The sequence below is a fragment of the Sphingomonas sp. CFBP 13706 genome (assembly GCF_014842355.1).
GTDB lineage: Bacteria > Pseudomonadota > Alphaproteobacteria > Sphingomonadales > Sphingomonadaceae > Sphingomonas > Sphingomonas aerolata.
Genome location: NZ_JACYVM010000002.1, coordinates 72,500 through 96,335, shown reverse-complemented (window position 1 = coordinate 96,335; position 23,836 = coordinate 72,500). Strand labels below are relative to the sequence as shown.

The following is a 23,836-nucleotide window of genomic DNA, read 5'->3' as shown; positions in this document are numbered from 1 at the left end:
AGGATGATGGGTGAGACCGCCGGACCTATGCTGCTCGGATTCGACGTCCTTTGGGTCGCGACGATCCTGTCGGGAGTCGCCGCCTTCGCGGTGATGGTGGCGATTTATGCCGCCACCACGGTCAGCGATCCGATGGCAAAGCGGGTCAAGGCGCTCAACGATCGTCGTGAACAGCTTAAAGCGGGCATCACCGCCTCGACCAAGCGCCGTGCCAAGCTCGTGCAGCGCCATGATGCCGCGGACCGTATGCGCGGCTGGCTGTCGTCGATGAAGGTCCTGCAGGACAGCCAGGTCAAGGCGGTGCAGATCAAGCTGGCACAGGCCGGGATCCGGTCGAAGGAATGGGCGCCCGCGGTGATCTTCGGCCGGCTCGTCCTGCCGATCGTGATCGGCGGCGCGATGGTCATCTGGGTCTATGGCACGGACGGCTTCGCGACATGGAGCCCGCTCAAGAAATACGGTCTCGTCGCGGTCAGCTTCATCCTCAGCTACAAGGCCCCCGACCTGTATCTCGACAACAAGATCACCAAGCGCACCGATGCGATCCGCAAGGGCCTGCCCGACGCGCTCGACCTGCTGGTGATCTGTGCGGAGGCGGGGCTGACGATCGATGCGGCGTTCCACCGCGTCGCGCGCGAACTCGGCCGCGCCTATCCCGAACTGGGCGAGGAATTCACGCTGACCGCGATCGAACTGGGCTTCCTGACCGACCGGCGCAGCGCGTTCGAGAATCTCGCCGGCCGGGTCAAGCTCGACGCGGTGAAGGGCGTCGTCACGACGATGGTCCAGACCGAGAAATACGGCACGCCGCTCGCCTCCGCGCTGCGCGTGCTGTCGAACGAATTTCGCAACGAACGGATGATGCGCGCCGAGGAAAAGGCCGCGCGGCTGCCGGCGATCATGACCGTGCCGCTGATCCTGTTCATCCTGCCCGTGCTGTTCGTCGTCATCCTCGGGCCGGCGGCCTGTTCGATCTCGGATGCGTTGCTCAAGAGCTGAGGCAACCCCAGCCGCAGCGGTTCGTTGAGCCCCCGTAACAGGAGGGTTTTCACGATGCCGTTGTTTTCCACACCGACGCAGTTCGCCGCACTGGGGCTGGTCCTGATCGCGGGCTGGCTGCTGGGCCTCGCCAGCCATCCCGGCGGCAAGAAGTGGAAGGCGCGCTATCTTGCCGAGCGCGATGCGCATGGCGCGACCCGCAAGGAGACTGACCTGCGCGCGAGTGCCGCCGAACAGCGTGCGGTCGAGGCCGAGCATGAGAATGCGCGATTGGTAAAGGCGGCAGCCGCAGCGCGAGTGGCGGCCCCCGTGGCAGCGCCCGTCGCACGGACGACGGCGGCGCCCGTCTCGCGGGACCGGGATGTGGCCTATTCGGACGGCTATGCAACGGGCCGACCGGGCTATGCGAGCGACGGCACCAAGCGCGGCTGGTTCGACTTCAACCAGCGTCGGTGAGGATTCGGGGGGCGCCGTCCCCCCAAAACTTTGTTCTCCCGCGAAGGCGGGAGCCCAGTCTGGATCCCCGCCTTCGCGGGGAAACACTCTTTTGCACTACCCTGGCGGAGGCCGGGGCCCAGATGAGAATGCTAGGTAACTGCGGACGGGTCCTAGTTACTCCGGACATTCCACCTGGGTCCCGGCCTCCGCCGGGGTGGTTATTCATTCCTTGTTGAGCGCCGCCTGCGCCGCAGCGAGCCGCGCGATCGGCACGCGGTACGGGCTTGCCGAGACGTAATCGAGCCCGACCTTCTCGCAGAACGCGATGCTGGCCGGATCACCGCCATGCTCGCCGCAGATGCCGAGCTTGATGCCCGAGCGCGTCTTGCGACCACGCTCGGCGGCGATCTCGATCAGCTCACCCACGCCCTCGACGTCGATGCTGACGAACGGGTCCTTCGCGTAGATGCCCTGCTCGACATAGGCACCGAGGAACCGGGCCGCGTCGTCGCGGCTGACGCCCAGCGTCGTCTGCGTCAGGTCGTTGGTGCCGAACGAGAAGAACTCACCGACTTCCGCGATCTCCCCTGCCCGCAGCGCGGCGCGGGGCAGCTCGATCATCGTGCCGACCAGATATTCGATCGTCCGGCCCTTGTCGGCGAACACGGCCTGCGCCGCCTTGTCGACGACCGCCTTCATCAGCTCCAGCTCGCGGCGGGTCGCCACCAGCGGGATCATGACCTCGGGGATCGGGGCCGCGCCGGACTTCTCCGCGACGTCGACCGCCGCCTCGAAGATCGCGCGCGCCTGCATCTCGTAGATCTCGGGATAGGTCACGCCGAGACGGCAGCCGCGATGGCCGAGCATCGGGTTGAACTCGTGCAACTCCGCCGCGCGACGCTTGAGCGTGTCGACGTCGATCCCCGCCGCGGTCGCAACTTCGGCGAATTCGGACTCCTCGTGCGGCAGGAATTCGTGGAGCGGCGGATCGAGCAGGCGGATCGTCACCGGCAGCCCGGCCATCACCTCGAGGATCTCGGTGAAGTCCTTGCGCTGTTCTGGAAGCAGCTTCTCGAGCGCGGCGCGGCGGCCCTTCTCGTCGCTCGCCAGGATCATCTGGCGGACGTTGGTGATGCGGCTGCTCTCGAAGAACATGTGCTCGGTGCGGCACAGCCCGACGCCTTCCGCGCCGAACTCGCGCGCGACCCGGCAATCCTCGGGCGTCTCGGCATTGGCGCGGACCTTGAGGCGACGAACCTCGTCCGCCCAGGTCATCAGCGTGCCGAAATCACCCGACAGCTCGGGCTGCACGGTCGCGACCGCGCCGATCATCACCTCGCCGGTGCTGCCGTCGATCGTGAGCAGGTCGCCCTCCTTCACCTCGCGGCCGCCGCAGCGCATGATCTTCGCCTTGGTGTCGATCGACAGCGTCCCCGCGCCCGAGACGCACGGGCGCCCCATGCCGCGTGCGACGACCGCCGCATGGCTGGTCATCCCGCCGCGTGCGGTCAGGATACCGCGCGCCGCGTGCATACCATGAATGTCGTCGGGCGAGGTTTCGGTCCGGACGAGGATCACCGCGACGCCGTCGGCGGCCTTCTTCTCCGCCGCATCCGCATCAAACACCACCGCGCCCGAGGCCGCGCCCGGCGAGGCGGGAAGCCCCTTGGTCAGCACGTCGCGCTTGGCATTGGGATCGAGCGTCGGGTGGAGCAGCTGGTCGAGCGCCATCGGCTCGACGCGCAGGATCGCCTCCTCGCGCGTGATCAGCCCCTCATTCGCCATGTCGACCGCGATCTTGAGCGCAGCCTTGGCGGTGCGCTTGCCCGCGCGCGTCTGGAGCATCCAGAGCTTGGTCTTCTCGACCGTGAACTCGATGTCCTGCATGTCGCGGTAATGGTTTTCGAGCGTGTCGAACACGCCCGCGAGCTGGCCGTACACCTCGGGCATCGCCTCTTCCATCGAGGCGGCCTTGGCGCCGGCGTCCTCGCGCGCGACCTTGGTCAGATATTGCGGGGTGCGGATGCCCGCGACGACGTCCTCGCCCTGCGCATTGATCAGGAACTCGCCGTAATAGGCGCGGTCGCCCTTCGACGGATCGCGCGTGAACGCGACGCCGGTCGCCGACGTGTCGCCCATGTTGCCGAACACCATCGCCTGGATGTTGACCGCAGTGCCCCAGCTGGCGGGAATGTCGTTGAGCCGGCGATAGACCTTCGCCCGTTCCGACTGCCACGAGCCGAACACCGCACCGACCGCGCCCCAGAGCTGGTCGTGGACGTCCTGCGGGAAGGGCTTGCCCCAGAGCTTGTCGACGAGGCCCTTATATTCGGTGACCAGCGCGCGCAGGTCGTCCGCGCTCAGCTCGGTGTCGAGCGTGAAGCCCTGATCTTCCTTGGCGATCTCGAGCGCTTCCTCGAACGCGCCGTGATCGAGCTCGAGGACGACGTCGGCGTACATCTGGATGAAGCGGCGATAGCTGTCCCACGCAAAGCGCGCGTCCTCGGCCTTGGCGGCAAGGCCCTCGACCGTCTCGTCGTTGAGCCCGAGGTTGAGGACGGTGTCCATCATCCCCGGCATCGACGCGCGGGCACCCGAGCGGACCGAAACGAGCAGCGGGTCGGCGGCGTCGCCGAACACCTTGCCGGTCACGCCCTCGATATGCGCGAGGCCGGTGGCGACCTCGTCACGCAGGCCCTGCGGGAACTGGCCGCCCTCGTCATAATAGACCGCGCAGAAATCGGTCGAGATCGTGAAGCCCGGCGGCACCGGCAGGCCGATCGACGCCATCTCGGCGAGGTTCGCGCCCTTGCCGCCGAGCAGGTTCTTGTCGCCCTTGCCGCCGTCCGAAACACCGCCGCCGAAACGGTACACATATTGGGTCATCGCAGGTCCTCTAGGTGTTGTTGCGCGCAAGGCGGCAGAGATTGTCTTTGCAAGCGGGGCGGTCAGCCCTCGATCTTCGAAAAGTCCGCGACGTTGTGCACTGCGGCGCGAATACGCTCAAGTAGCGCGAGACGGGCGGAGCGCTTGGCGGGATCAGGGTCGTTGACGATAACGCTATCAAAGAACGCATCGATCGGCGCCCGCAGCGACGCGAGCGCGGCCATCGCCGCGGCGAAGTCTTCGGCCGCGATTGCTGCAGTTGCGCGGGGTTCCGAGGAGTCGAGCGCGGACTGGAGCGCGGCCTCTGCGGGTTCGGGCGCATACTGCTCCCTCTCCCCTACGCGGAGAGGGGAAGTAGAAGGGGCTTCCTTCTTCAGAATATTGGCCGCGCGCTTGTAGCCGGCGAGCAGGTTCTTCCCATCCTCGGTCGATATAAAATTCGCGAGCGCTTTGGCCCGCGCTTCGACCCGATCAATGCGGTCGTCGCTTCCAGTGCTCCAACCGGTGGAAGCTTGGACGTAATCATAGCGGATGCCGGCTTCGCGCAGCTGAACGCCGAGGCGATCATGCAGAAAGTCGGAGAGTACTATACCGAGCGCAGCGTTCTCTTCCCCAGACCAGGCGCGAGCTGCCGCGTCGATCTTGAATTTGAGATTGGCCGTTTGAATGGTCCGCAAGACACCCAGAGCGGCCCTTCGCAAAGCGAACGGGTCTTTTGAGCCAGTTGGAAATAGCTTCACGGCAAAGAACGAGAATAGCGTATCCAGCTTGTCCGCCAGCGACACCGCTACCGTCACCGGGTCAGTCGGGACATCATCGCCCTGCCCGACCGGCTTGTAATGGTCGCGGATCGCGGCAGCGACGGCGGGGTGCTCGCCTTGGGCTGCGGCGTAGTAGCCGCCCATCAGGCCCTGCAATTCGGGAAACTCGCCGACCATGCCGGTGACGAGATCCGCCTTGGCGAGACGCGCGGCGCGCTCGGCGAGGGTAGCGAGTTCCGCCCGCGCCTCGGGCACTTCTTCTGTTCCCCGGCGGAGGCCGGGGTCCAGGTGGGAAGGCTGTTGTGACGACGCGACGGCCTCAGCCAAGGCGCCGTTCTCAACTGGGCCCCGGCCTTCGCCGGGGAACGAAGAGGTAGCGGAGGACGAACTCGTACCCCCGACGATACCCTCTTCGACCAGCCAGCGTGCGAGCTTGGCGATGCGGTCGACCTTGTCCGCCACCGTGCCGAGCTTTTCGTGGAAGACGATCTTCTCGAGCTTCCCCGCCTGCTCTTCGAGCGGCACCTTCAGGTCGGTGTCGTAGAAGAATTTCGCATCCGACAGACGCGCGGCGAGGACCTTGCGGTTGCCCTCGACGATCTTCGCGCCGCCGTCGTGCGCGGCAATGTTAGCGGTACAGACGAACGCGTTCGCCAGAGTCCCGTCGGCGCTGCGGCAGACGAAATATTTCTGGTTCACGCGCGCGGTGAGCTGGATCACCTCGGGCGGTACGTCGAGAAACGTCGGATCGAACCGGCCGAGCAGCGGGATCGGCCATTCGGTGAGCCCGGCATTCTCGGCGACGAGGCCCTCGTCCTCGATCAGTTCGAGCCCGGCCTGCATCGCAGCCTCGCGCGCATGATCGCGGATCAGCGTCGCGCGCTCGTCCTGGTCGACGATGACGTGGCACGCGCGCAGCTTCTCGACATAGTCGTGCGCGCCGCCGATCGTGATCTGGTACGGGTGGTGGAAGCGGTGGCCGAGTGTCGCAGCGCCGCTTACGATGCCGGCGATCTCGAACGGAACGATCGTCTCGCCGAGCAGCGCGACGATACCTTGCAAAGGGCGAACCCAGCGCAGCGATTCGGTGCTGGCAGAGGCATCGCCCCAGCGCATCGACTTGGGCCAGGGAAACGCGCGGACGATTGCGGGGATCGCCTCGGCAAGCACGTCCGCGGTGGCGCGGCCGGGCTTTTCGGTGACCGCGAAGAACGTGCCGCCGCGATCGACCAGTTGCTCGCGCGCGAGACCGGTCTTGCGCAGGAACCCTTCGAGCGCCTGCGCGGGCGCCGACGTCTTTGGCCCCTTCACCTCTTCGGACACCGCGGCAGTCTCGATCGGCAGATCGCGCGCGATCAACGCCAGCCGGCGCGGCGTCGCGTAGGTGACGATAGCGCTGGTGGCGATCCCGGCCTTGGCGAGTTCTGCGGTGAACAGCTTGGCAAGGTCTTCACGCGCCTTGGCCTGCATGCGGGCGGGAATTTCTTCGGAGCGGAGCTCCAGGAGGAAGTCGGTCATTCGGGCTCACCGGTCGGAGCAAAAACACTCTGCGCTCTCTGCGCCTCTGCGCGATATTCTGTTCGCGCAGAGGCGCAAAGGACGCGGAGAGAAGAAGAGATGCAGCCTGCGGCGCTGCGGGGGTGCATCACGCCGCCCATCCGTGCTTGTCCATCCAGGCGGCGCAGGCGCCTTTCGCCAAGTCGCGGACGCGGCCCATATAGGCCTGGCGTTCGGCGACCGAGATCACCCCGCGCGCCTGCAGCAGGTTGAAGATGTGGCTGGCCTTGATCGCCTGCTCATAGGCCGGGATCGGCAGCTTTGCGGCGAGCGAGTTCTCGCATTCGGCGACGTGCTTGCGGAACTGGTCGAACAGCGAGTCCGTGTCGGCGACCTCGAAGTTCCACTTCGACATCTCCTGCTCGTTCTCCAGGAACACCTCGCCATAGGTGACGCCTGCATCGTTGAACGCGAGGTCGTAGACGCTGTCCTTGTCCTGGATATACATCGCCAGCCGCTCAAGCCCGTAGGTCAACTCGCCCGCGACGGGCTTCATGTCGAAGCCGCCCATCTGCTGGAAATAGGTGAACTGAGTCACCTCCATGCCGTCGCACCAGACCTCCCAGCCGAGCCCCCAGGCACCGAGCGTCGGGCTTTCCCAATCGTCCTCGACAAAACGGATGTCGTGCTTGAGCATGTCGATGCCGATCGCAGCGAGCGAGCCGAGATAGAGTTCCTGAAGGTTCGCAGGGCTCGGCTTCAGGATCACCTGATACTGGTAATAATGCTGGAGCCGGTTCGGATTTTCGCCATAGCGGCCATCGGTGGGGCGGCGGCAGGGCTGGACGAACGCGGCGTTCCACGGTTTCGGCCCGAGCGCGCGGAGCGTCGTCGCGGTGTGGAAGGTGCCCGCACCCATTTCCATGTCATAGGGCTGCAGAATCAGGCACCCGTGATCGCTCCAATAGTCATGGAGCGTGAGGATCATGCGCTGGAAGCTAAGAGGCTTTTTCAGGGGCTGGGTCACGCGCGGGCTTTGGCGGATGGGGGTGCGCGAGGCAAGTGGTGCGTTGCGATCGCGCATCCTACATGGGGCCGACCAACGATGAGGATGCCCTCCCCTTGAAGCTGTTTTCCCGACTCGCGTCGCTCCGATCCGCCCCGCTGCGCTCGACGCTGTCCGCCATCGCGATGGCGTTCGCGCTGCCCGCCTGCGCGCAGGTCGCGCCCAAACCCGCGCAGGCCGCCAACGATGCCGATCCCGCCTTGTGGGTGGTGAAGGACAAGGACACGACGATCTACCTGTTCGGGACGATCCATGTGCTGAAACCCGGCATGACATGGTTCGACGAGGCGGTGAAGACCGCGTTCGACCGCTCGCAGCAGGTCGTGCTCGAGCTGGTGATGCCCGATCCCGCCAAGATGCAGACCCTGGTCATGGCGACCGGCGTGACGAAGGACGGGCCGACGTTGACCGAACAGCTGCCCGCGGACAAGCGCGCCGCCTATGCCAAGGCGGTGACCGATCTCGGGCTGCCGGCGAACGCGTTCGACCGGTTCCGCCCGTGGCTGGCGGCGACCAACCTGTCGATCGCACCGCTGTCAAAGCTTGGCTATGACGCCGCGAATGGACCCGAGCAGGTCATCACTGCCGCGGCCAAGGCGGCGGGCAAGCCGGTGACGGGGCTGGAGACGGCGGAGCAGCAGCTGGGCTATTTCGGCGGGCTGTCGCAACAGGCCCAGCTGCAGTTCCTCGGCAGCACGATCGACGAACTGCCCAAGCTCGAGACGACGATGGCGACGATGGTCGACGAATGGGCGAAGGGCGATCCCGAGGCGCTCGCCAAGGAGATGAACGAGAGCCTGAAGGATTCGCCCGAGGTGGCGAAGGTCCTGCTGGTCGATCGCAATGCACGCTGGGCGGACTGGGTCGCGAACCGGATGAAATCGCCGGGGACGGTGTTCGTCGCGGTCGGCGCCGGGCATCTTGCGGGGCAGGACAGCGTTCAGGCGCAACTGGCGAAGCTCGGCGTGAAGGCGGAGCGGGTGCAGTATTGAGCGACTTACCCTCCCCCCCCCCGGGGGGAGAGGGAGGGAGGAGCCGTAGGCGACGGAAGGGTGAGGGCACGCGTTTGTGGCAGACCGTGCCCTCACCCTCCCACACGCAAGTGCGTGCGGGCCCCTCCCTCTCCCCCGAAGGGAGAGGGGAAATATTGCGTTTGCGCTCTTCTTCCGCTATGCGCCCGCGCTTCCGGTCCATGGTCATCCCTGGAGGCGTGGGCGGGAAGAACAACAAACGAGTTTCGGAGAATATTGATGAGCGACCAGTTGACGCTCGCAGCCGAGACGCGTGACCGGGTTGGCAAGGGAGCCTCCCGGGCGCTGCGTCGTGATGGCCGCGTGCCTGCCGTGATCTACGGCCTGAACAAGGAACCCACCTCGGTTCACCTCGAGGAAAAGGCGCTGATGAAGGCGCTGATGACCGGCCACTTCATGAATTCGGTCGTGATGGTCAACGGCGTGCGCACGCTGCCGAAGGACGTTGCGTTCCACCCGGTCACGGATCGCCCGATCCATGTCGATTTCCTGCGCATCGGCGAGCATTCGACCGTCACGGTCGCCGTGCCGATCGTGTTCACCGACGAGGACGACGCACCGGGCATCAAGCGCGGCAAGGGCGTGCTCAACATCACGCGCCATGAGGTCGAGCTGGTCGTCGACGCATCGGACATCCCGAGCGAGATCACGATTTCGCTCGCCGGCATGGAAATCGGCGATTCGATCCACATCAGCGACGTGACGCTGCCCAAGGGCGCGACGCCCGCGATCGACGACCGCGACTTCGCGATCGCCACGATCGTGCCGCCGACCGTCCCGACCGTCGAGGACGAAGAGCTCGAGGCTGAAGTCGCCGAGGCGCAAGCTGCCGAGGCTGCTTCGGACGAAGAGCCCGTGGTCGAGCCTAACGACGATCACAATGACGACGACAAGATCACGCCGCAGAAGAAGGACTAATCTCCTTCGTCTTCGGACGATCTGGCGGGCGGGAAAGCTAGGGCTTTCCCGCCCGTTTCGTTTTGCAAGCCATTCCGCCCACCCAAAAAAGCCGTCATCCCCGCGCAGGCGGGGATCCAGACCCTCGGACCTTCCTATGGAATCGAGAGGTTTGCCACTATGGGTTTCCGCCTCCGCGGGAATGACGGTTTGGGGCGCGGGCAACGATCGTTTTTGGAGAATTACACGTGCAGATCTGGGCGGGACTCGGCAATCCGGGGGCGCAATATGCGATGCACCGGCACAATGTCGGGTTCATGGTCGCCGACGCGATCGCCGCGGTGCACGGCTTCGGCGCGGTCAAGAAGCAGTTCCAGGGCTGGACGCAGGAAGGCCGGATCGGATCGGAAAAGATCCTGCTGCTGAAACCCGCGACCTTCATGAACGAGAGCGGCCGCGCGATCGGCGAGGCGCTGCGCTTCTACAAGCTGGACGTCGACGCATTGACGGTGTTCCACGACGAGCTCGACATCGCGCCCTTCCGCGTGAAGGTGAAGACCGGCGGTGGGACCGCGGGGCATAACGGGCTGCGCTCGACCGACCAGCATCTGGGCCCCGATTTCCGCCGCGTACGGCTCGGCATCGGGCACCCGGGGCACAAGGACCGGGTCACCGGCTATGTGCTCGGCAATTACGCCAAGACCGAGATCGAGCCGCTGTCCGACATGCTCGGCGCGATCGCCGCGGAGGCGGCGTGGCTGGCGGCGGGCGACGACGTCCGCTTCATGAATGATGTCGCTGTGAGGATGCAACCATGACCACCCGCTCGCTGTTCGCCACGCGGTTCTACGAGGCCGATCTCGGCGATGACGATCTGGTCGAGGAGCTGGAGGACGCCTCGCTCGAACTGTCCAAGGCCGATCGCGCGGGCGTCGCCTGGTCGAAGGCGCATGGCTATCGCGGGTACACGTCCTACGCCTCGCTCAACGACCTGCCGCTGCGCGACCCGCGTTTCGCCGATCTGGTGCGGCTGCTCAACAAGCATGTCGCCGCGTTCGCCAGGGATTGCGCGTTCGATCTGGGCGGGCGAAAGCTGAAGCTCGACAGCCTGTGGGTGAACGTCCTGAAGCCGGGCGGCGCGCATTCTGGGCATATCCACCCGCACAGCGTCGTGTCGGGGACGATGTACGTGACGATTCCGGAAGGGGCCGGCGCGCTGAAGCTGGAGGATCCGCGGCTGCCGATGATGATGGCCGCGCCGACCCGGCTCGACGACGCGCCGGAGGACCTGCGGACGTTCGTCTATGCGGTGCCGAAGCCGGGCAGCGTGTTTCTCTGGGAGAGCTGGCTGCGGCATGAGGTCGTGCCGAATGCTGCGAAGGGCGAGCGGATCAGCATCAGTTTCAATTATCGGTGGTGAGGCAGGGGACGGGTGACCGTTTGAAACGACCGTTCCCCGGCGAAGGCCGGGGCCCAGTTAGGAAAGGTCGCTAACGAAGGACTGGCCTCATTACATCGGCCTTCCCACCTGGACCCCGGCCTTCGCCGGGGAGGTGTGTTTGAGGGGGCGGCGCGAACTCACGTGCCCCCCCTCACCCATCAGGCCGTCTTCATCGACGCCATGTCGATGACGAAGCGATACTTCACGTCGCTCTTGACCATGCGGTCATAGGCCGGCTCGATCTCGTCCATCTTGATCATCTCGATGTCCGACACCAGACCATGCTCGTTGCAGAAATCTAGCATTTCCTGAGTCTCCGCGATCCCGCCGATCAGCGAGCCTGCCAGCTGGCGACGGCGGAAGATCAGGTTGCCGACCGAGGGCGACGGATGCGGCTCGGCGGGCACGCCGACCAGAGTCATCGTGCCGTCACGCTTGAGCAGCTCGAGGAACGGGTCGAGATTGTGCGGCGCAGCAACGGTGTTGAGGATGAAGTCGAAGCTGTTCGCATGCTCCGCCATCGCATCGGCGTCCTTCGACACGATCAGGTCCTTCGCGCCGAGACGCTTGGCATCCTCGCGCTTGTTCGGCGAGGTCGAGAAGACATAGACCTCGGCGCCCATCGCGTTGGCGATCTTGACGCCCATGTGACCGAGACCGCCGAGACCGACGATGCCGACCTTCTGGCCGGGGGCGACCTTCCAGTGCTTCAGCGGCGAATAGGTCGTGATCCCGGCGCAGAGCAGCGGCGCGACCGCGGCGAGATCGGCCTCGGGATGCGAGACCTTGAGCACGAAGCCCTCGTCGACGACGATATGGTCCGAATAGCCGCCGAACGTGTGGCCGCCGAGCACGGGGTCGGGGCCGTTATACGTGCCGACGAACCCGGTCGTCTCGCAATATTGCTCCTCGCCGTCGGTGCAGGACGGGCACTGGCCGCAGCTGTCGACCATGCAGCCGACGCCGGCGATGTCGCCGACCTTGAACTCGGTGACGTCGTCACCGACTGCAGTGACGCGGCCGACGATCTCATGGCCCGGAACGCAAGGATACAACGTGCCTTCCCACTCTCCCTTGGCGGTGTGGAGGTCCGAATGGCAGACGCCGCAGAACGCGATGTCGATCGCGACGTCGGTCTTGCCCGGCGCGCGGCGTTCGAAGCTGAACGGTGCGAGCGGCGTCTCGGGCGACTGGGCGGCGTAGCCCTTGGCGGTGGTGGTCATGCTATTCCTAAATCTGACTGGCAGAGCGCGATATACGCACGGGACTCGCAATATCTACCGAGCGGTACGATAATTTTGCTGCATTGCGGCAATCGTTTAGGTCGATCAGTAGAATGTTGAAATCAGCGACCACCCCGGCGAAGGCCGGGGCCCAGTTGGAAAGGTCGCAGTAGCGGCGTGCCGACCTTCATGAGCAACGTCCCCCACCTGGGCCCCGGCCTTCGCCGGGGTGGGAGAGATAAGGGGAGTCGCGCCCGGTCGTGTGCGTAGGCGTCCTTGCTGGCGTTCCTCCTCGCCCTGCCCTAAAGCGCCCGCACAATCTTATACCAAGGGCATATCATGGGTTTTCGCTGCGGCATCGTGGGGCTGCCGAACGTCGGCAAGTCCACCCTCTTCAACGCGCTGACCGAGACGGCCGCGGCGCAGGCGGCGAACTATCCGTTCTGCACCATCGAGCCGAACGTCGGCAATGTCGGCGTGCCCGACAAGCGGCTCGACGCGCTGGCGAAGATCGCCGGCTCGCAGAAGATCATCGAGACGCAGCTCGGCTTCGTCGACATCGCCGGCCTCGTGCGCGGCGCGTCGAAGGGCGAAGGGCTCGGCAACCAGTTCCTCGGCAACATCCGTGAGGTCGACGCGATCGTCCATGTGCTGCGCTGTTTCGAGAATGGCGACGTGACTCATGTCGACAACAAAGTCGATCCGATCGCCGATGCCGAGACGGTCGAGACCGAGCTGATGCTCAGCGATCTCGAAAGCCTCGAGAAGCGCGTCCCCAACCTCGCCAAGAAGGGCATGCAGGGCGACAAGGAAGCCAAGATCGGCGCCGCCGTACTCGGCCAGGCGCTCGAGCTGCTCCGCGAAGGCAAGCCCGCGCGGCTGACGGTACCCAAGGACGAGGACGAGGCGCGCGTGTTCGCACAGGCGCAGCTGCTGACCGCCAAGCCCGTCCTGTACGTCTGTAACGTCGACGAGGGTGATGCCGCGAACGGCAATGCGCTGTCGGCGCGCGTATTCGAGAAGGCCGCGGCCGAGGGCGCCGAGGCAGTCGTCGTATCGGCAGCGATCGAGGCGGAAATCGCGACGATGCCGGTCGAGGATCGCGGCGAGTTCCTGGGCGAGCTGGGGCTGGAAGAGACCGGCCTCGCTCGCGTCATCACCGCAGGCTACAAGCTGCTCCACCTGCTGACCTTCTTCACGGTCGGCCCGAAAGAGGCACGCGCCTGGACCGTCCATGCGGGCGCGACCGCGCCGCAGGCGGCGGGCGAGATCCACGGCGATTTCGAAAAGGGCTTCATCCGCGCCGAGACGATCGCGTTCGACGACTTTATCGCGCTGGGCGGGGAATCGAAGGCGCGCGAAGCGGGCAAGCTGCGCGCCGAGGGCAAGGCCTATGTCGTCCATGACGGCGACGTGATGCACTTCCTGCACAGCTGATCCCAACAATGTTGCGCCCCCTGCGTGTGTAGTCACGCGCCGGGGGCGGGCGTAGCGAGCAGAACAGACGGCATGAGACACGCGACGTTTTCAGCTCTGGCACTCGCGCTCGGGGGTTGTGCCTATCCGGCCACGCCCCCTGCCCTGGCGCCGGTAACCCAGGCTGCCCCCGCGACCGCCACCGCCGCTCCTCAGGGCCCGCAGCCGCTGGCGGTACAGGCACCGGTGACGATCCTCGTGTCGATCGATGGCTTCCGCCCCGACTATCTCGACCGGGGCGTCACGCCGAACCTGAACCAGTTGCGCGCCGGCGGCGTCTTTGCGGCGATGCGACCCTCCTTCCCGAGCGTCACCTTCCCCAATCACTGGACCCTGGTGACCGGGCTCAGACCCGATCGCAGCGGCATCATCGGCAACACGATGGAGGATCCCGCGCGGCCCGGTGAGAAATTCACCATGGCGAGCGACGATCCCTTCTGGTGGAGCCAAAGCTCGCCGATCTGGGTCGACGCCGAGAAGGCGGGAATCCGGACCGCGACGATGTTCTGGCCGGGCGCCAATGTCGCGGTCGGCGGCACGCTGAAACCCAACAGCCACGGCGCGATCGACGGCGGTACCCGGCCGCAGGATTGGCAGCAGTTCAACCAGCAGATCAGCGCCACGCAACGCGTCAACGCGGTGCTCGACTGGATTCGGCGACCGGCCACGATCCGGCCGAAGCTGGTGACACTGTACTTCGATACCGTCGACATGGCCGCACACGACAATGGCCCCGACTCCCCCCTGACAACACAGGCAGCCGCCGAGGTGGATGACAGCATCGGCAGCCTCGTCGCCGGGCTCGCGACGCTTGGCCAGCCGGCTAATCTGGTCATCGTGTCGGATCACGGCATGGCGGCGACCAGCAGCACGCGTGTCGTCGCGATGGACCGGATCGTGGCGCCGGCCGACTATCGCCTCGTCGAGACGGGCGCCTATGCGACGCTGTTCGCGGTGCCCGGGCATGAGGACGCGCTCGAGGCCAGACTGCTTCGGAAGCACGACCACCTGCAATGCTGGCGCAAGGCGGAGATCCCGGCACGCTTCCATTATGGCCGCAATCCGCGCGTTCCGAGCTATCTGTGCCTCGCCGACGTCGGCTGGCGCGTCGATCGGACGACGCCCACCAAGGTCTCGGCCGGCGGCTCGCACGGCTATGACAATGCCGCCCCCGAAATGCGCGCGCTGTTCATCGCGAACGGTCCTGCGTTCATCGGTGGCAAGACCATCGCGAGCTTCGACAATGTCGCGGTCGAGCCACTGCTCCGCGACCTGATCGGGCTGCCCGCGGAACCGGGGCTGGACGGCAACGACGCGCCCTTCCAAAAGGTGCTGCGACGATAGGAGGAGCAGCGGGCGTGCAGTATTTCGAAGATATCGCAGTCGGGGCGACCGCGGCGTTCGGCCACTATCCGGTGACGCGCGACGAGGTGATCGCCTTTGCCGAGAAGTACGACCCGCAGCCCTTTCATCTGTCCGACGAGGCCGCGGCGAAGACGCATTTCGGTCGGCTGTCGGCAAGCGGCTGGCATAGCTGCGCGATGACGATGGCGATGCTGGTGGAGCACATCCGTGAGCACCGTCAGGCGAGTCTCGGATCGCCCGGGATCGATGAACTCAAATGGCTGAAGCCCGTCTATCCGGGGGACACGCTGCGCTGCGTGACCGAGGTGCTCGGCAAACGGGTTTCCGCCAGCCGCCCCGAAATGGGGATCGTGAAAAGCCAGATGCAGGTGTTCAATCAGGACGATGTCATGGTGATGACGTTCGTGTCGAACGCGCTGATGCAGACGCGCCCGGCCGGCGCGCCTGCCTCCTGACCCGTCACTTCGGGACGGGGACGTTCATATAGGCGCCGCCCCGGCCGCCGCCGCCGCCGCCACGACCGCGGAACCCGCCTCCATTGCCGCGCTCCTGACGATATTCACGCCGGTCCTGACGTGCCTCGCCGCGATAGCTCTGCCGCGCTTCACGTCGTTCGCCGCGATATTGCTCGCGCGTAATCTGACCGTCGCGCAGCTGGTTTCGGTCATCGCGCCGACCCTGACGGAAGTCACGGTTCGCGCCACGCCGGTCCTGGCGATAATCGCGCGCGGCGGGGCTGTTGCCACGGGCGAAATTGCCCCAGTTGCCGGCACCGCGGTAATTGCCGCGACGCCCCTGCCAGTAGCGCTGCTGCGCACCGTTCCAGCGGTGCGGACGACGGTTGCGATCATAGACGTATCCGCCGGTACCCGGATAATAATAGTCGCCATACCAGCCATAATAGGAGCCGAGCCCGACGCCGGCATAACCGGCCCCGTATCCGCCGCCATAGCCGTCATAATAGCCGTTGCCATAGCCGCCGCCATAATAGGGATCGCTCGCATAGCCGATCCCGCCGCCGCCATAGCCATACCCATCGGTGCAACCGGCCACGCCGAGGCCGACACCAATGGCGAGACTGACCAGTCCTGGTCGCTTGAAAAACATCGAAAATCTCCCGTACCTGGAGAGCGGACCCAACGCGCCGCCATTGGTCGCACAACAATACCGACCTACCGCAGGTTCCATGAACGACGGCTGACGCGCGCCGGGACTGCAGGTTGGGCATGGGTTGCATGGCCCCGGACACGGGCACGGGCAGCCAGCGGCTCGCCAAACGCGAAACGGCGGACCGGGTTGCCCCGATCCGCCGTTGTTCACGCCATGATGCCGCGATGGCCGCGGCGCGGGATCAATGCTTCACGTCGCGCCAGACGTTCTGATAGGCGCCCCAGGCAAGGCCGCAGAAGACGAGGATGAAGAGGATCGACGCGACGCCGACGGCGTGCCGCGACTCCAAGTTCGGCTCTGCCGTCCAGGTCAGGAAGGCCGAGACGTCTGCCGACATCTGTTCCTTCGTCGCCTTGGTCCCGTCCGCATAGGCCACCTGATCGTCCGCGGTGATCGGCGGTGGCATCGCGATGTTGAGGTTCGCGAAATACGGGTTGTAGTAGAGACCCTCGGGCGTCTTGATGTCCGGGAACTGCTTGAGCAACGCCGCGGGCTGATCGGTGTAGCCCGTCAGCAGCGAGTGGACATAGGCGGTGCCCTCCTCGCGCGCCTTGGTGATCAGCGAGAGATCGGGTGGCAGCGCGTTGTTGTTGGCGGCGCGGGCAGCGACCTCGTTGGCGAACGGCGACGGGAAGCGATCCGACGGGATGTTCTTGCGGGTCGCGGCTTCGCCGGTCTCCGGATTGATCGTCGGCTGCTCGATTACCCACTGATTGGCGATCGCCTTAACCTCGGGCTCCGAATAGCCGATCTTCTGGAGATCGCGGAACGACACCAGCCGCAGCGAGTGGCAGGCCGAGCAGACTTCCTTGTAGACCTGGAACCCGCGCTGGAGCTGACGGCGGTCGAACTTGCCGAAGACGCCGTTCGAGGCGAGCTCGAGCTCCTTGGGATGCTTGTGCGCGACGCTCTCGGCAGACGGCGCGACGGGGTCGGTGATGACGCCCGACACGCTGCCGAAGAGCGCGATGCCGAGCACCAGCACAAAGGCGGCGCCGACCAGGGATGCGATGAGACGAACCATATATGTATCCTCTAGTCCGTATCAGTGCGCGGGCTTGGGGGAGAGCGCGGTGTGCGCCGGGCTCGTCCCGCCACGCTTGGCCAGCACTGCCTCGGTGATCGAATTGGGCAGCGGCCGGGGCCGTTCGGACCGCGAGATCAGCGGCAGGATGATCAGGAAATGCGCGAAATAATAGGCCGCGCAGATCTGGCTGAGGATCACATAGGTCGCCGTCGCCGGTGCACCGCCGCAATAGCCCAGGATCAGGATGTCGGCGACCAGCACCCAGAACGCGATCCGCGCCTTGGGCCGGTAGTTCATCGAGCGGACCGGCGAATTATCGAGCCACGGCAGGAAGAACAGCAGCAGGATCGAGCCGAACATCGCCAGCACGCCCCACAGCTTTGCGGGCAGGATGAAGTCCGCGGTGAAGGCGCGCAGGATCGCGTAGAACGGCCAGAAATACCATTCGGGGACGATGTGCGCGGGCGTCGAGAGCGGGTTCGCCGGGATGTAATTGTCCGGATGGCCGAGATAGTTCGGGAAGAAGAACAGCAGGCCGGCGAACACCAGCAGGAAGATGCCAAGCCCGAAGCCGTCCTTCGCGGTGTAATAGGGGTGGAACGGCACGGTATCCTGCTTGCCCTTCACGTCGACGCCGGTCGGGTTGTTCGACCCCGGGATGTGCAGCGCCCAGATGTGCAGGATGATGACGCCCGCAATCACGAACGGCAGCAGATAGTGCAACGAGAAGAAGCGGTTGAGCGCGGCGTTGTCCGGCGCGAATCCGCCGAGCAGCCAGATGCGGATGGTGTCGCCGACGAGCGGGATCGCCGAGAAGAACCCGGTGATGACCTGCGCGCCCCAGAAGCTCATCTGCCCCCAGGGGAGGACATAGCCCATGAATGCGGTCGCCATCATCAGCAGGAAGATCGTCACGCCGAGCAGCCAGACCATCTCGCGCGGCGCCTTGTACGAGCCGTAATAGAGCCCGCGGAAGATGTGCGTGTAGACGACGATGAAGAACATCGACGCGCCGTTGGCGTGCGCATAGCGCAGGAACCAGCCCGCATTGACGTCGCGCATGATGTGTTCGACCGAGTCGAACGCGACCGTGCCGTTGGCGGCGTAATGCATCGCCAGCGTGATGCCGGTGATGATCTGGATCGCCAGCGCGGCACCGGCAAGGACGCCGAAATTCCAGAAATAATTGAGGTTGCGCGGGACCGGGTAACCGGCGCCGACCGCGTTGTAGACGAGCCGGGGAACGGGGAGCCGTTCATCCAGCCACCGCATCAGCGGCAGCTTCGGTTCGTATTGCTTGGCCCAGGGAAAGCTCATGGTTGTTTCCTCAGCCTACCGTTACGACGGTGTCGGAGTTGAAGGCATAGTCCGGCACCTGAAGATTGGTCGGTGCGGGGCCCTTGCGGATGCGCGCGGCGGTGTCGTAGGCCGAACCGTGGCACGGGCAGAAATAGCCGCCGAATGGCCCCTTGTTCTCCCCCTCGCCGGCGCCGAGCGGAACGCAGCCGAGATGCGTGCACACGCCCAGCGTGATCAGCCAGTTCTTCTTGCCCGCCTTGGTCCGCTCCTCGAGCGTCTGCGGGTCGCGCAACGTCGATACGTCGACCGCGTCGGCCTCGCTGATTTCCTTCGGCGTCAGGTTGCGCACGAACAGCGGCTGCTTGCGGAAGCTCGTCTTGATCGCCTGGCCCGGCAGGATCTTCGACAGGTCGATCTCGGTGGTCGACTGCGCCAGCACGTCGGCCGAAGGGTTCATCTGGTTGATCAGCGGCAGGACGATCGCGACGGCGCCGACCCCGGCGAAGGATACGGCGGCGATATTGATGAAATCGCGGCGGCGCGGGTCGTGCGCCTCTTCGTGAAACGGTTCAGGCGACTCGCCGGGTGGAACCATGTCGTCGACTATCGCCATTCATCTCGCCCTTGCAGTTTATCTTTATTCTCGTGGCCCGATGCGCATGCCGGTTCGCCGCACCGCACGCCCATCCTGCCCGACCGTCCCCACGGAGGCCCATAGGTGATAGACGGCGCAAGCCCGCTTTGCCAACAGCATTTTGACTGCGGCGCGTTCCGGATTAGAGGCAGCGGTATGCGTATCGCCCTCTACCAACCTGATATCGCCGGCAATGTCGGCGCCATTTTGCGGACCGCCGCCTGTCTCGGACTTGCGGTCGATCTGATCGAGCCGATGGGGTTCACCTGGAACGAAAAGGCGGTCGCGCGCTCGGGGATGGACTATGTCGGCGCGGTCGAGATCGTCCGGCATGTCGACTGGGCGGCGTTTCGCGACCAGGTCCGCGGGCGCATCGTCCTGCTGACGACGAAGGGCGCGGTCCGGCTCGACGCGGCGACGTTCCAGAGCGACGACGTGCTACTGATGGGCAGCGAGGGCGCGGGCGTGCCCGATGACGTCCATGCCCGCGCCGACCTGCGCGTGCTGATCCCGATGCGGCCCGGCCTGCGGTCGATGAACATCTCGGTCGCGACCGCGATCGTCGCGGCAGAGGCGTTGCGGCAGACGGACGGCTGGCCCGCCTGACCTACCAAGGGAAGTCTCGGGCGAACGCGCCCCTTCCCCGCCCCGACCAGGATTTGTAGGACGGTGCCATGACCGAGCTCGACCCCCAGCAAGCCGCCGCCCGCATTTGGTTCGAATCGCTGCGCGACCGGATCTGCGCGGAGTTCGAGACGATCGAGCGCGAAGCCGGGTCGGATGCCGTGTTCGACTATACCCCCTGGGACCGGATCGATCCGTCGGGTGAACCCGGCGGTGGCGGCGTGCGCGGCGTCATGAAGGGCAAGGTGTTCGAAAAGGTCGGCGTCAACGTCTCGACCGTGGGCGGCATTTTCGAGGGCGAGTTCGCCAAGTCGATCCACGGCGCGGGCGAGGATCCACGGTTCTTCGCGACCGGGATCAGCCTGGTCGCGCACATGGCCAACCCGCACGTCCCCGCGGTGCACATGAACTGCCGCTTCCTCAACACGACCAAGCGCTGGTTCGGCGGCGGCGGCGATCTTAACCCGCCGCTGCCGATCGCCGAGGACACCGCCGATTTCCATGCAACGATGAAGGCCGCCTGCGACGCGCACGACCCGGCCTATTACCCGCGCTTCCGCGACTGGGCGGAGGCCTATTTCCAGATTCCCCACCGCAAGGTGAACCGCGGCGTCGGCGGGATCTTCTTCGATCATCTCGACGGCGATTTCGACGCCAATTTCGCGTTCACGCGCGAGGTCGGCGAAGCGTTTCTCGACGCCTATCCGCGGATCGTCCGGCGGCGGATGGACACGCCGTTCACACCGCAGGACGAGGCCGCGATGCTCGAATGGCGCGGTCGTTATGCCGAGTTCAACCTCGTCTATGACCGCGGCACGCTGTTCGGGCTGAAGACCGGGGGCAATATCGAGGCGATCCTGATGAGCCTGCCGCCCCGCGCGACCTGGTCGTGAGCGGGGCCCGGTGGCGCTGATCCCCGTCGCGGACGACGTGCTCGCCACGATCGTGACCACGCTCGAAATGCTGCGCAGGCCGCCGCTCAGGCCGATGCCGACGTCGCGGCTGCGGCTGCTGCGCTGGGAGCGGCCGACGCTGGAGGGTTATCGCGCGCTGTTCGCCCGGGTCGGATCGCGCTGGCTGTGGTTCTCGCGGCTGGCGATGGACGATGCCGCGCTCGCCGCGATCCTTGGCGATCCGGGCATTGCCGTGCACGCGGTGATCGATCCGGCGGGGATCGAGGTGGGGATGCTCGAGCTCGACCTGCGCCGGGCGGGCGCTTGCGAGATCTCCTATTTCGGGCTGATCCCCGAACTCGCCGGCCAGGGACATGGCCGGTGGCTGATGGCGGAGACGCTTGCCCGGGCCTGGACCAGGGGTGTCGAGCGGGTCTGGCTGCACACCTGTACGCTCGACCATCCACGCGCGCTCGGCTTCTACCGCGCTCAGGGGTTCGTCGCGACGCGGCGGACGATCGAGACCTTTCCCGATCCGCGCGCCACCGGGATGCTGCCCGCCGATGTCGCGCCGCAGATCCCGTTTCTGGGCGGACGCCGCTAGACACGCACGCTTGTCACGTCGGTCCGCGACCGCCTAGCGCGCCAGCCGCCGATAAACCGACACCGCGATCAGCGCCATCGCGACCCCCGAGGCGGTGGCAGCCGCCGCCGCGCCCGCATCGACGAGCGCAATCGCCACCGGATTGCCCTGTCCACCGTCGCGCATCGCGCCATCGAGCGCCATGAAGGGCATGCCGAGCAGCCAGCCGCTCATATAGCCGAACGCGGCGAGCGACATGAGCGGCAGGCCGGCGCCGCGCGTCAGCGACAGGCTGCGCCGGATCGCGGCGAACGCGCCGATCGGTCCTTCGGCGACGAGCACCGGCCCGGTCATCATCGTCCGACCGAGAATGTAGAGACCGGGGATCGCATAGAGAAGCAGCCCCGCCCCCGCTGGCAGCGAGACCAGGATCATCGCGAGCAGATAGCGCGGCAGGAGCGTGGCACTGCGCCGCAGCGCGGTACCGATATCGACCCGGTCACGGTCGAGATACAGCGTATAGACCGCCGCCATGCCGAAGAAGCTGAGCGCATAGGCCAGGCAGTACCAGCCGCCATTCGCCCCCGCCCAGTCGGTCACCGCCTGCGCCCAGACCAGCGCCTGCGCCTCGTCGCCGCGCGTCGCCGCATCGGGCAGCGGCGGGTCGGGCACGACGAGCGCGAGCGCGAAGGCAGGCAGGAACAGGAAGGGCCCGGCGATCCGGAGCAGCAGATCGCGGTCGCGCTTGAACAGGGCCCAGGCGTCTTTCAACACGCCCGTAAAGTCGATTTTCATTCGGTGATCGGTTTCTCTCGGGTGGCAACATAGAGCTGTGCCGTGAAGACATAGGCGAGCGCCATCAGCGCCGCACTGGCAAGCGCGCCGGCGATCCCGGCAAGGAACATCGCGGTCGGGATCTGGTCTCCGCCGAGGATCAGGCGAAAGACGAGCCCGACAACGGCCTGCGCCGCGAAGGTGGCGATCGCGAACACGATCGCGAACAGCAAAAGCACGCCGATCAGCTTCCAGGTGAGCCCGCGGGTCAGCGCGATCGAGCGGCGGATCGCGCCGAGCCCGAGGCGTTCGTTGAGCACGACCGCGGTCACCAGCATCAGCCGCGCACTGGCCCAGATGGCGAGCAGGATCAGCGCAACGCTGTAGAGCACGACGAACATCGCCGTCGCGCGCGGCAGCTGCGGCATTCGCGCGGGCGCGCTGGCGGCAGCGGACGCGGCGGCAAAGTCGAAATGCGACGCGATCAGCGCGATGAACACCGGCGCCATCAGGACCAGCGCAATCAGCGCGACGACGAGCGACACGCCGAGCGCGGGCAGCAGCCGCGCCCGCGCCTGACGATAGGCCTCGGTGCGGTCGGTCGAGGGTTGCGTCGCCAGCGCGAGGATCGCGAGCGACCCCAGGATCGCGAGCAACGCGGACGCCACGCTGACGATGCCGGCGACGAGCTGCACCGCCGGCTGCGGCGGGACGAGCAGGACGAGCGCGTTGTTGACGACCGGCGGGAGGACCAGGGTCGGCAAGGCAACGGCCGCGATCTGGCCGGCACGCCCTGACAGGACCTCGGTGGTACGATCCCAGACCGTGCCGATTTTCACGCCTCTTCCCATCCGCCTGTTCCCCGTTCGCCGCCTGGCACGCATGCCCGATACCGCCGCGACGTAGCCCAAGCCCCAGGCCTTGACCACTCCCGCGACGGTTGGACCAGCCGGCGTGGCAAGCCCCCGCCCGCTTGCATCACCGGCGGCAAGTGCGCAGATGGGTCGCGTGACCGCTTCCCCCTTCCCGACCTCCGGCCGCCACGCGCCCGCCGATCCGCCGTCGCGCCTCGACGGGCTCGAATGGCGGACCGATACCGGCCTGACCCCCTATGCCACCGCGCTCGCCGAGATGGAGGCGCGCGCCGCCGCGGTGACCACCGGCGATGCGCGCGAGCTGATCTGGCTGCTCGAGCACCCGCCGGTCTATACCGCGGGGACGAGCGCGGATCCGGTCGACCTGGTCGATCCGCGCTTTCCCGTGTTCGATACCGGACGGGGCGGCAAATACACCTATCACGGGCCGGGGCAGCGGATCGGCTATCTGGTGCTCGACCTCGGACGGCGCGGGCGCGACGTCCGGCGGTTCGTCCACGCGGTCGAGGACTGGGTGATCGCGGCGCTCGGCGAGGTCGGCGTCGCCGCGTTTTCGGTCGAGGGCCGTGTCGGCATCTGGACGCGCGATCCTAATCTCGGCGGCCGCGAGGCGAAGATCGGCGCGATCGGCGTGCGCGTGAAGCGCTGGGTGACGCTGCACGGTTTTGCGGTCAACATCGATCCGGACCTGACACATTTCGGCGGAATCGTGCCGTGTGGCCTTGCCGAATACCCCGTGACCAGCCTGAAATCGCTCGGGATCGACGTCGACATGGCAACTTTTGACGCTGCCCTGACGTTGACGAGCGGCGTGTTCCTTGAAACACTTTCTTTGGCTCAAGAAAACGAGGCTTGAGGGCCAGGCCTTTACAGATTA

Annotated in this window: 23 protein-coding genes; 13 read left to right on the top strand and 10 right to left on the bottom strand. The window is 66.1% G+C overall.

The window, feature by feature from the left end; genetic code table 11:
- Positions 1–3 precede the first annotated feature (3 nt).
- Together IFS44_RS03835 and IFS44_RS03830 are read left to right on the top strand one after the other, a co-directional pair.
- Entirely contained in the window at positions 4–999 is a 996-nt protein-coding gene (locus IFS44_RS03835; RefSeq protein WP_192097595.1) for a type II secretion system F family protein, read from the top strand.
- A gap of 54 nt (positions 1,000–1,053) precedes the next feature.
- Positions 1,054–1,455 (top strand): hypothetical protein, encoded by a 402-nt coding sequence (locus tag IFS44_RS03830; RefSeq protein ID WP_192097594.1) that lies wholly within the window; start codon positions 1,054–1,056, stop codon positions 1,453–1,455.
- A gap of 204 nt (positions 1,456–1,659) precedes the next feature.
- Here the strand turns inward: IFS44_RS03830 and ppdK are convergent, their stop codons facing one another.
- The 3 genes from ppdK to IFS44_RS03815 form a co-directional block, all read right to left on the bottom strand.
- On the bottom strand, positions 1,660–4,323 hold the full coding sequence (gene ppdK / locus IFS44_RS03825) for a pyruvate, phosphate dikinase (RefSeq protein ID WP_192097593.1): 2,664 nt from the start codon (positions 4,321–4,323) through the stop codon (positions 1,660–1,662).
- A gap of 62 nt (positions 4,324–4,385) precedes the next feature.
- Positions 4,386–6,602 carry a glycine--tRNA ligase subunit beta gene (gene glyS, locus IFS44_RS03820; RefSeq protein ID WP_192097592.1) on the bottom strand — a complete coding sequence of 739 codons (2,217 nt, stop codon included), beginning with the start codon at positions 6,600–6,602 and terminating at the stop codon, positions 4,386–4,388.
- A gap of 127 nt (positions 6,603–6,729) precedes the next feature.
- Positions 6,730–7,569, bottom strand: a complete 840-nt coding sequence (locus IFS44_RS03815; RefSeq protein ID WP_183937090.1) for a glycine--tRNA ligase subunit alpha — start codon at positions 7,567–7,569, stop codon at positions 6,730–6,732.
- Between the two features lie 203 nt (positions 7,570–7,772).
- Here IFS44_RS03815 and IFS44_RS03810 point away from each other — a divergent pair, with 203 nt between their 5' ends.
- The 4 genes from IFS44_RS03810 (at position 7,773) to IFS44_RS03795 (ending at position 10,995) form a co-directional block, all read left to right on the top strand.
- Positions 7,773–8,639 (top strand): TraB/GumN family protein, encoded by an 867-nt coding sequence (locus tag IFS44_RS03810; protein WP_192097880.1) that lies wholly within the window; start codon positions 7,773–7,775, stop codon positions 8,637–8,639.
- Between the two features lie 258 nt (positions 8,640–8,897).
- Positions 8,898–9,596 (top strand): 50S ribosomal protein L25/general stress protein Ctc, encoded by a 699-nt coding sequence (locus tag IFS44_RS03805; protein ID WP_056406071.1) that lies wholly within the window; start codon positions 8,898–8,900, stop codon positions 9,594–9,596.
- Between the two features lie 227 nt (positions 9,597–9,823).
- Complete coding sequence (gene pth, locus IFS44_RS03800) at positions 9,824–10,393, top strand: aminoacyl-tRNA hydrolase (RefSeq protein WP_031441582.1); 570 nt, start codon at positions 9,824–9,826, stop codon at positions 10,391–10,393.
- Positions 10,390–10,995, top strand: coding sequence for a TIGR02466 family protein (locus IFS44_RS03795; RefSeq protein WP_192097591.1), 606 nt, complete (start codon positions 10,390–10,392; stop codon positions 10,993–10,995). The genes pth and IFS44_RS03795 overlap by 4 nt, the downstream gene beginning before the upstream one ends.
- Before the next feature lie 179 nt (positions 10,996–11,174).
- On the opposite strand, the gene IFS44_RS03790 is transcribed toward IFS44_RS03795, so the two are convergent.
- On the bottom strand, positions 11,175–12,239 hold the full coding sequence (locus IFS44_RS03790) for an NAD(P)-dependent alcohol dehydrogenase (protein ID WP_192097590.1): 1,065 nt from the start codon (positions 12,237–12,239) through the stop codon (positions 11,175–11,177).
- 339 nt (positions 12,240–12,578) lie between these two features.
- On the opposite strand from IFS44_RS03790, the gene ychF reads away from it, so the two are divergent.
- The 3 genes from ychF (at position 12,579) to IFS44_RS03775 (ending at position 15,535) form a co-directional block, all read left to right on the top strand.
- Entirely contained in the window at positions 12,579–13,676 is a 1,098-nt protein-coding gene (gene ychF, locus IFS44_RS03785; RefSeq protein WP_056406069.1) for a redox-regulated ATPase YchF, read from the top strand.
- 72 nt (positions 13,677–13,748) lie between these two features.
- The gene (locus IFS44_RS03780) at positions 13,749–15,059 is read left to right on the top strand and encodes an alkaline phosphatase family protein (protein WP_192097589.1); all 1,311 of its coding nucleotides are present in this window, start codon (positions 13,749–13,751) and stop codon (positions 15,057–15,059) included.
- Between the two features lie 14 nt (positions 15,060–15,073).
- Positions 15,074–15,535, top strand: a complete 462-nt coding sequence (locus IFS44_RS03775) for a MaoC/PaaZ C-terminal domain-containing protein (protein ID WP_192097588.1) — start codon at positions 15,074–15,076, stop codon at positions 15,533–15,535.
- Positions 15,536–15,539: 4 nt separating this feature from the next.
- On the opposite strand, the gene IFS44_RS03770 is transcribed toward IFS44_RS03775, so the two are convergent.
- The 4 genes from IFS44_RS03770 to petA all read right to left on the bottom strand — a co-directional run bounded on the left by IFS44_RS03770 (position 15,540) and on the right by petA (position 19,171).
- Entirely contained in the window at positions 15,540–16,187 is a 648-nt protein-coding gene (locus IFS44_RS03770; RefSeq protein ID WP_192097587.1) for a hypothetical protein, read from the bottom strand.
- A gap of 244 nt (positions 16,188–16,431) precedes the next feature.
- Positions 16,432–17,274 carry a cytochrome c1 gene (locus IFS44_RS03765; protein WP_031441575.1) on the bottom strand — a complete coding sequence of 281 codons (843 nt, stop codon included), beginning with the start codon at positions 17,272–17,274 and terminating at the stop codon, positions 16,432–16,434.
- A 21-nt stretch (positions 17,275–17,295) separates the two neighbouring features.
- Complete coding sequence (locus tag IFS44_RS03760; RefSeq protein ID WP_192097586.1) at positions 17,296–18,594, bottom strand: cytochrome b; 1,299 nt, start codon at positions 18,592–18,594, stop codon at positions 17,296–17,298.
- A 10-nt stretch (positions 18,595–18,604) separates the two neighbouring features.
- The gene (gene petA, locus IFS44_RS03755) at positions 18,605–19,171 is read right to left on the bottom strand and encodes a ubiquinol-cytochrome c reductase iron-sulfur subunit (RefSeq protein ID WP_051916295.1); all 567 of its coding nucleotides are present in this window, start codon (positions 19,169–19,171) and stop codon (positions 18,605–18,607) included.
- A gap of 195 nt (positions 19,172–19,366) precedes the next feature.
- Here petA and IFS44_RS03750 point away from each other — a divergent pair, with 195 nt between their 5' ends.
- From IFS44_RS03750 to IFS44_RS03740, 3 genes are all read left to right on the top strand, one after another.
- Complete coding sequence (locus IFS44_RS03750) at positions 19,367–19,816, top strand: tRNA (cytidine(34)-2'-O)-methyltransferase (protein ID WP_031393567.1); 450 nt, start codon at positions 19,367–19,369, stop codon at positions 19,814–19,816.
- Positions 19,817–19,884: 68 nt separating this feature from the next.
- Positions 19,885–20,727 carry an oxygen-dependent coproporphyrinogen oxidase gene (gene hemF / locus IFS44_RS03745; protein WP_192097585.1) on the top strand — a complete coding sequence of 281 codons (843 nt, stop codon included), beginning with the start codon at positions 19,885–19,887 and terminating at the stop codon, positions 20,725–20,727.
- A gap of 10 nt (positions 20,728–20,737) precedes the next feature.
- A complete protein-coding gene (locus tag IFS44_RS03740) occupies positions 20,738–21,331 on the top strand; it encodes a GNAT family N-acetyltransferase (protein WP_192097584.1) in 594 nt (197 codons plus the stop codon).
- 33 nt (positions 21,332–21,364) lie between these two features.
- Here IFS44_RS03740 and IFS44_RS03735 read toward each other — a convergent pair whose 3' ends face one another.
- Together IFS44_RS03735 and IFS44_RS03730 are read right to left on the bottom strand one after the other, a co-directional pair.
- Complete coding sequence (locus IFS44_RS03735; protein ID WP_037529614.1) at positions 21,365–22,105, bottom strand: hypothetical protein; 741 nt, start codon at positions 22,103–22,105, stop codon at positions 21,365–21,367.
- Positions 22,102–22,923 (bottom strand): hypothetical protein, encoded by an 822-nt coding sequence (locus IFS44_RS03730; RefSeq protein WP_192097583.1) that lies wholly within the window; start codon positions 22,921–22,923, stop codon positions 22,102–22,104. Before IFS44_RS03730 ends, IFS44_RS03735 begins: the two co-directional genes overlap by 4 nt.
- A 169-nt stretch (positions 22,924–23,092) precedes the next feature.
- Here IFS44_RS03730 and lipB point away from each other — a divergent pair, with 169 nt between their 5' ends.
- Positions 23,093–23,815 (top strand): lipoyl(octanoyl) transferase LipB, encoded by a 723-nt coding sequence (lipB, locus tag IFS44_RS03725; RefSeq protein ID WP_342366325.1) that lies wholly within the window; start codon positions 23,093–23,095, stop codon positions 23,813–23,815.
- The last annotated feature ends 21 nt before the right edge of the window (positions 23,816–23,836 follow it).

Bases quoted from the DNA above. Each gene is read 5' to 3' on its own strand.
- ychF (WP_056406069.1), top strand. From the start codon at position 12,579: ATGGGTTTTCGCTGCGGCATCGTGGGGCTGCCGAACGTCGGCAAGTCC.
- IFS44_RS03810 (WP_192097880.1), top strand. From the start codon at position 7,773: ATGGCGTTCGCGCTGCCCGCCTGCGCGCAGGTCGCGCCCAAACCCGCG.
- hemF (WP_192097585.1), top strand. From the start codon at position 19,885: ATGACCGAGCTCGACCCCCAGCAAGCCGCCGCCCGCATTTGGTTCGAA.
- IFS44_RS03735 (WP_037529614.1), bottom strand. From the start codon at position 22,105: ATGAAAATCGACTTTACGGGCGTGTTGAAAGACGCCTGGGCCCTGTTC.
- IFS44_RS03770 (WP_192097587.1), bottom strand. From the start codon at position 16,187: ATGTTTTTCAAGCGACCAGGACTGGTCAGTCTCGCCATTGGTGTCGGC.
- IFS44_RS03815 (WP_183937090.1), bottom strand. From the start codon at position 7,569: ATGATCCTCACGCTCCATGACTATTGGAGCGATCACGGGTGCCTGATT.
- IFS44_RS03765 (WP_031441575.1), bottom strand. From the start codon at position 17,274: ATGGTTCGTCTCATCGCATCCCTGGTCGGCGCCGCCTTTGTGCTGGTG.
- IFS44_RS03830 (WP_192097594.1), top strand. From the start codon at position 1,054: ATGCCGTTGTTTTCCACACCGACGCAGTTCGCCGCACTGGGGCTGGTC.
- IFS44_RS03795 (WP_192097591.1), top strand. From the start codon at position 10,390: ATGACCACCCGCTCGCTGTTCGCCACGCGGTTCTACGAGGCCGATCTC.
- IFS44_RS03780 (WP_192097589.1), top strand. From the start codon at position 13,749: ATGAGACACGCGACGTTTTCAGCTCTGGCACTCGCGCTCGGGGGTTGT.
- IFS44_RS03750 (WP_031393567.1), top strand. From the start codon at position 19,367: ATGCGTATCGCCCTCTACCAACCTGATATCGCCGGCAATGTCGGCGCC.
- IFS44_RS03835 (WP_192097595.1), top strand. From the start codon at position 4: ATGATGGGTGAGACCGCCGGACCTATGCTGCTCGGATTCGACGTCCTT.
- IFS44_RS03805 (WP_056406071.1), top strand. From the start codon at position 8,898: ATGAGCGACCAGTTGACGCTCGCAGCCGAGACGCGTGACCGGGTTGGC.
- glyS (WP_192097592.1), bottom strand. From the start codon at position 6,602: ATGACCGACTTCCTCCTGGAGCTCCGCTCCGAAGAAATTCCCGCCCGC.
- petA (WP_051916295.1), bottom strand. From the start codon at position 19,171: ATGGTTCCACCCGGCGAGTCGCCTGAACCGTTTCACGAAGAGGCGCAC.
- IFS44_RS03790 (WP_192097590.1), bottom strand. From the start codon at position 12,239: ATGACCACCACCGCCAAGGGCTACGCCGCCCAGTCGCCCGAGACGCCG.
- ppdK (WP_192097593.1), bottom strand. From the start codon at position 4,323: ATGACCCAATATGTGTACCGTTTCGGCGGCGGTGTTTCGGACGGCGGC.
- IFS44_RS03760 (WP_192097586.1), bottom strand. From the start codon at position 18,594: ATGAGCTTTCCCTGGGCCAAGCAATACGAACCGAAGCTGCCGCTGATG.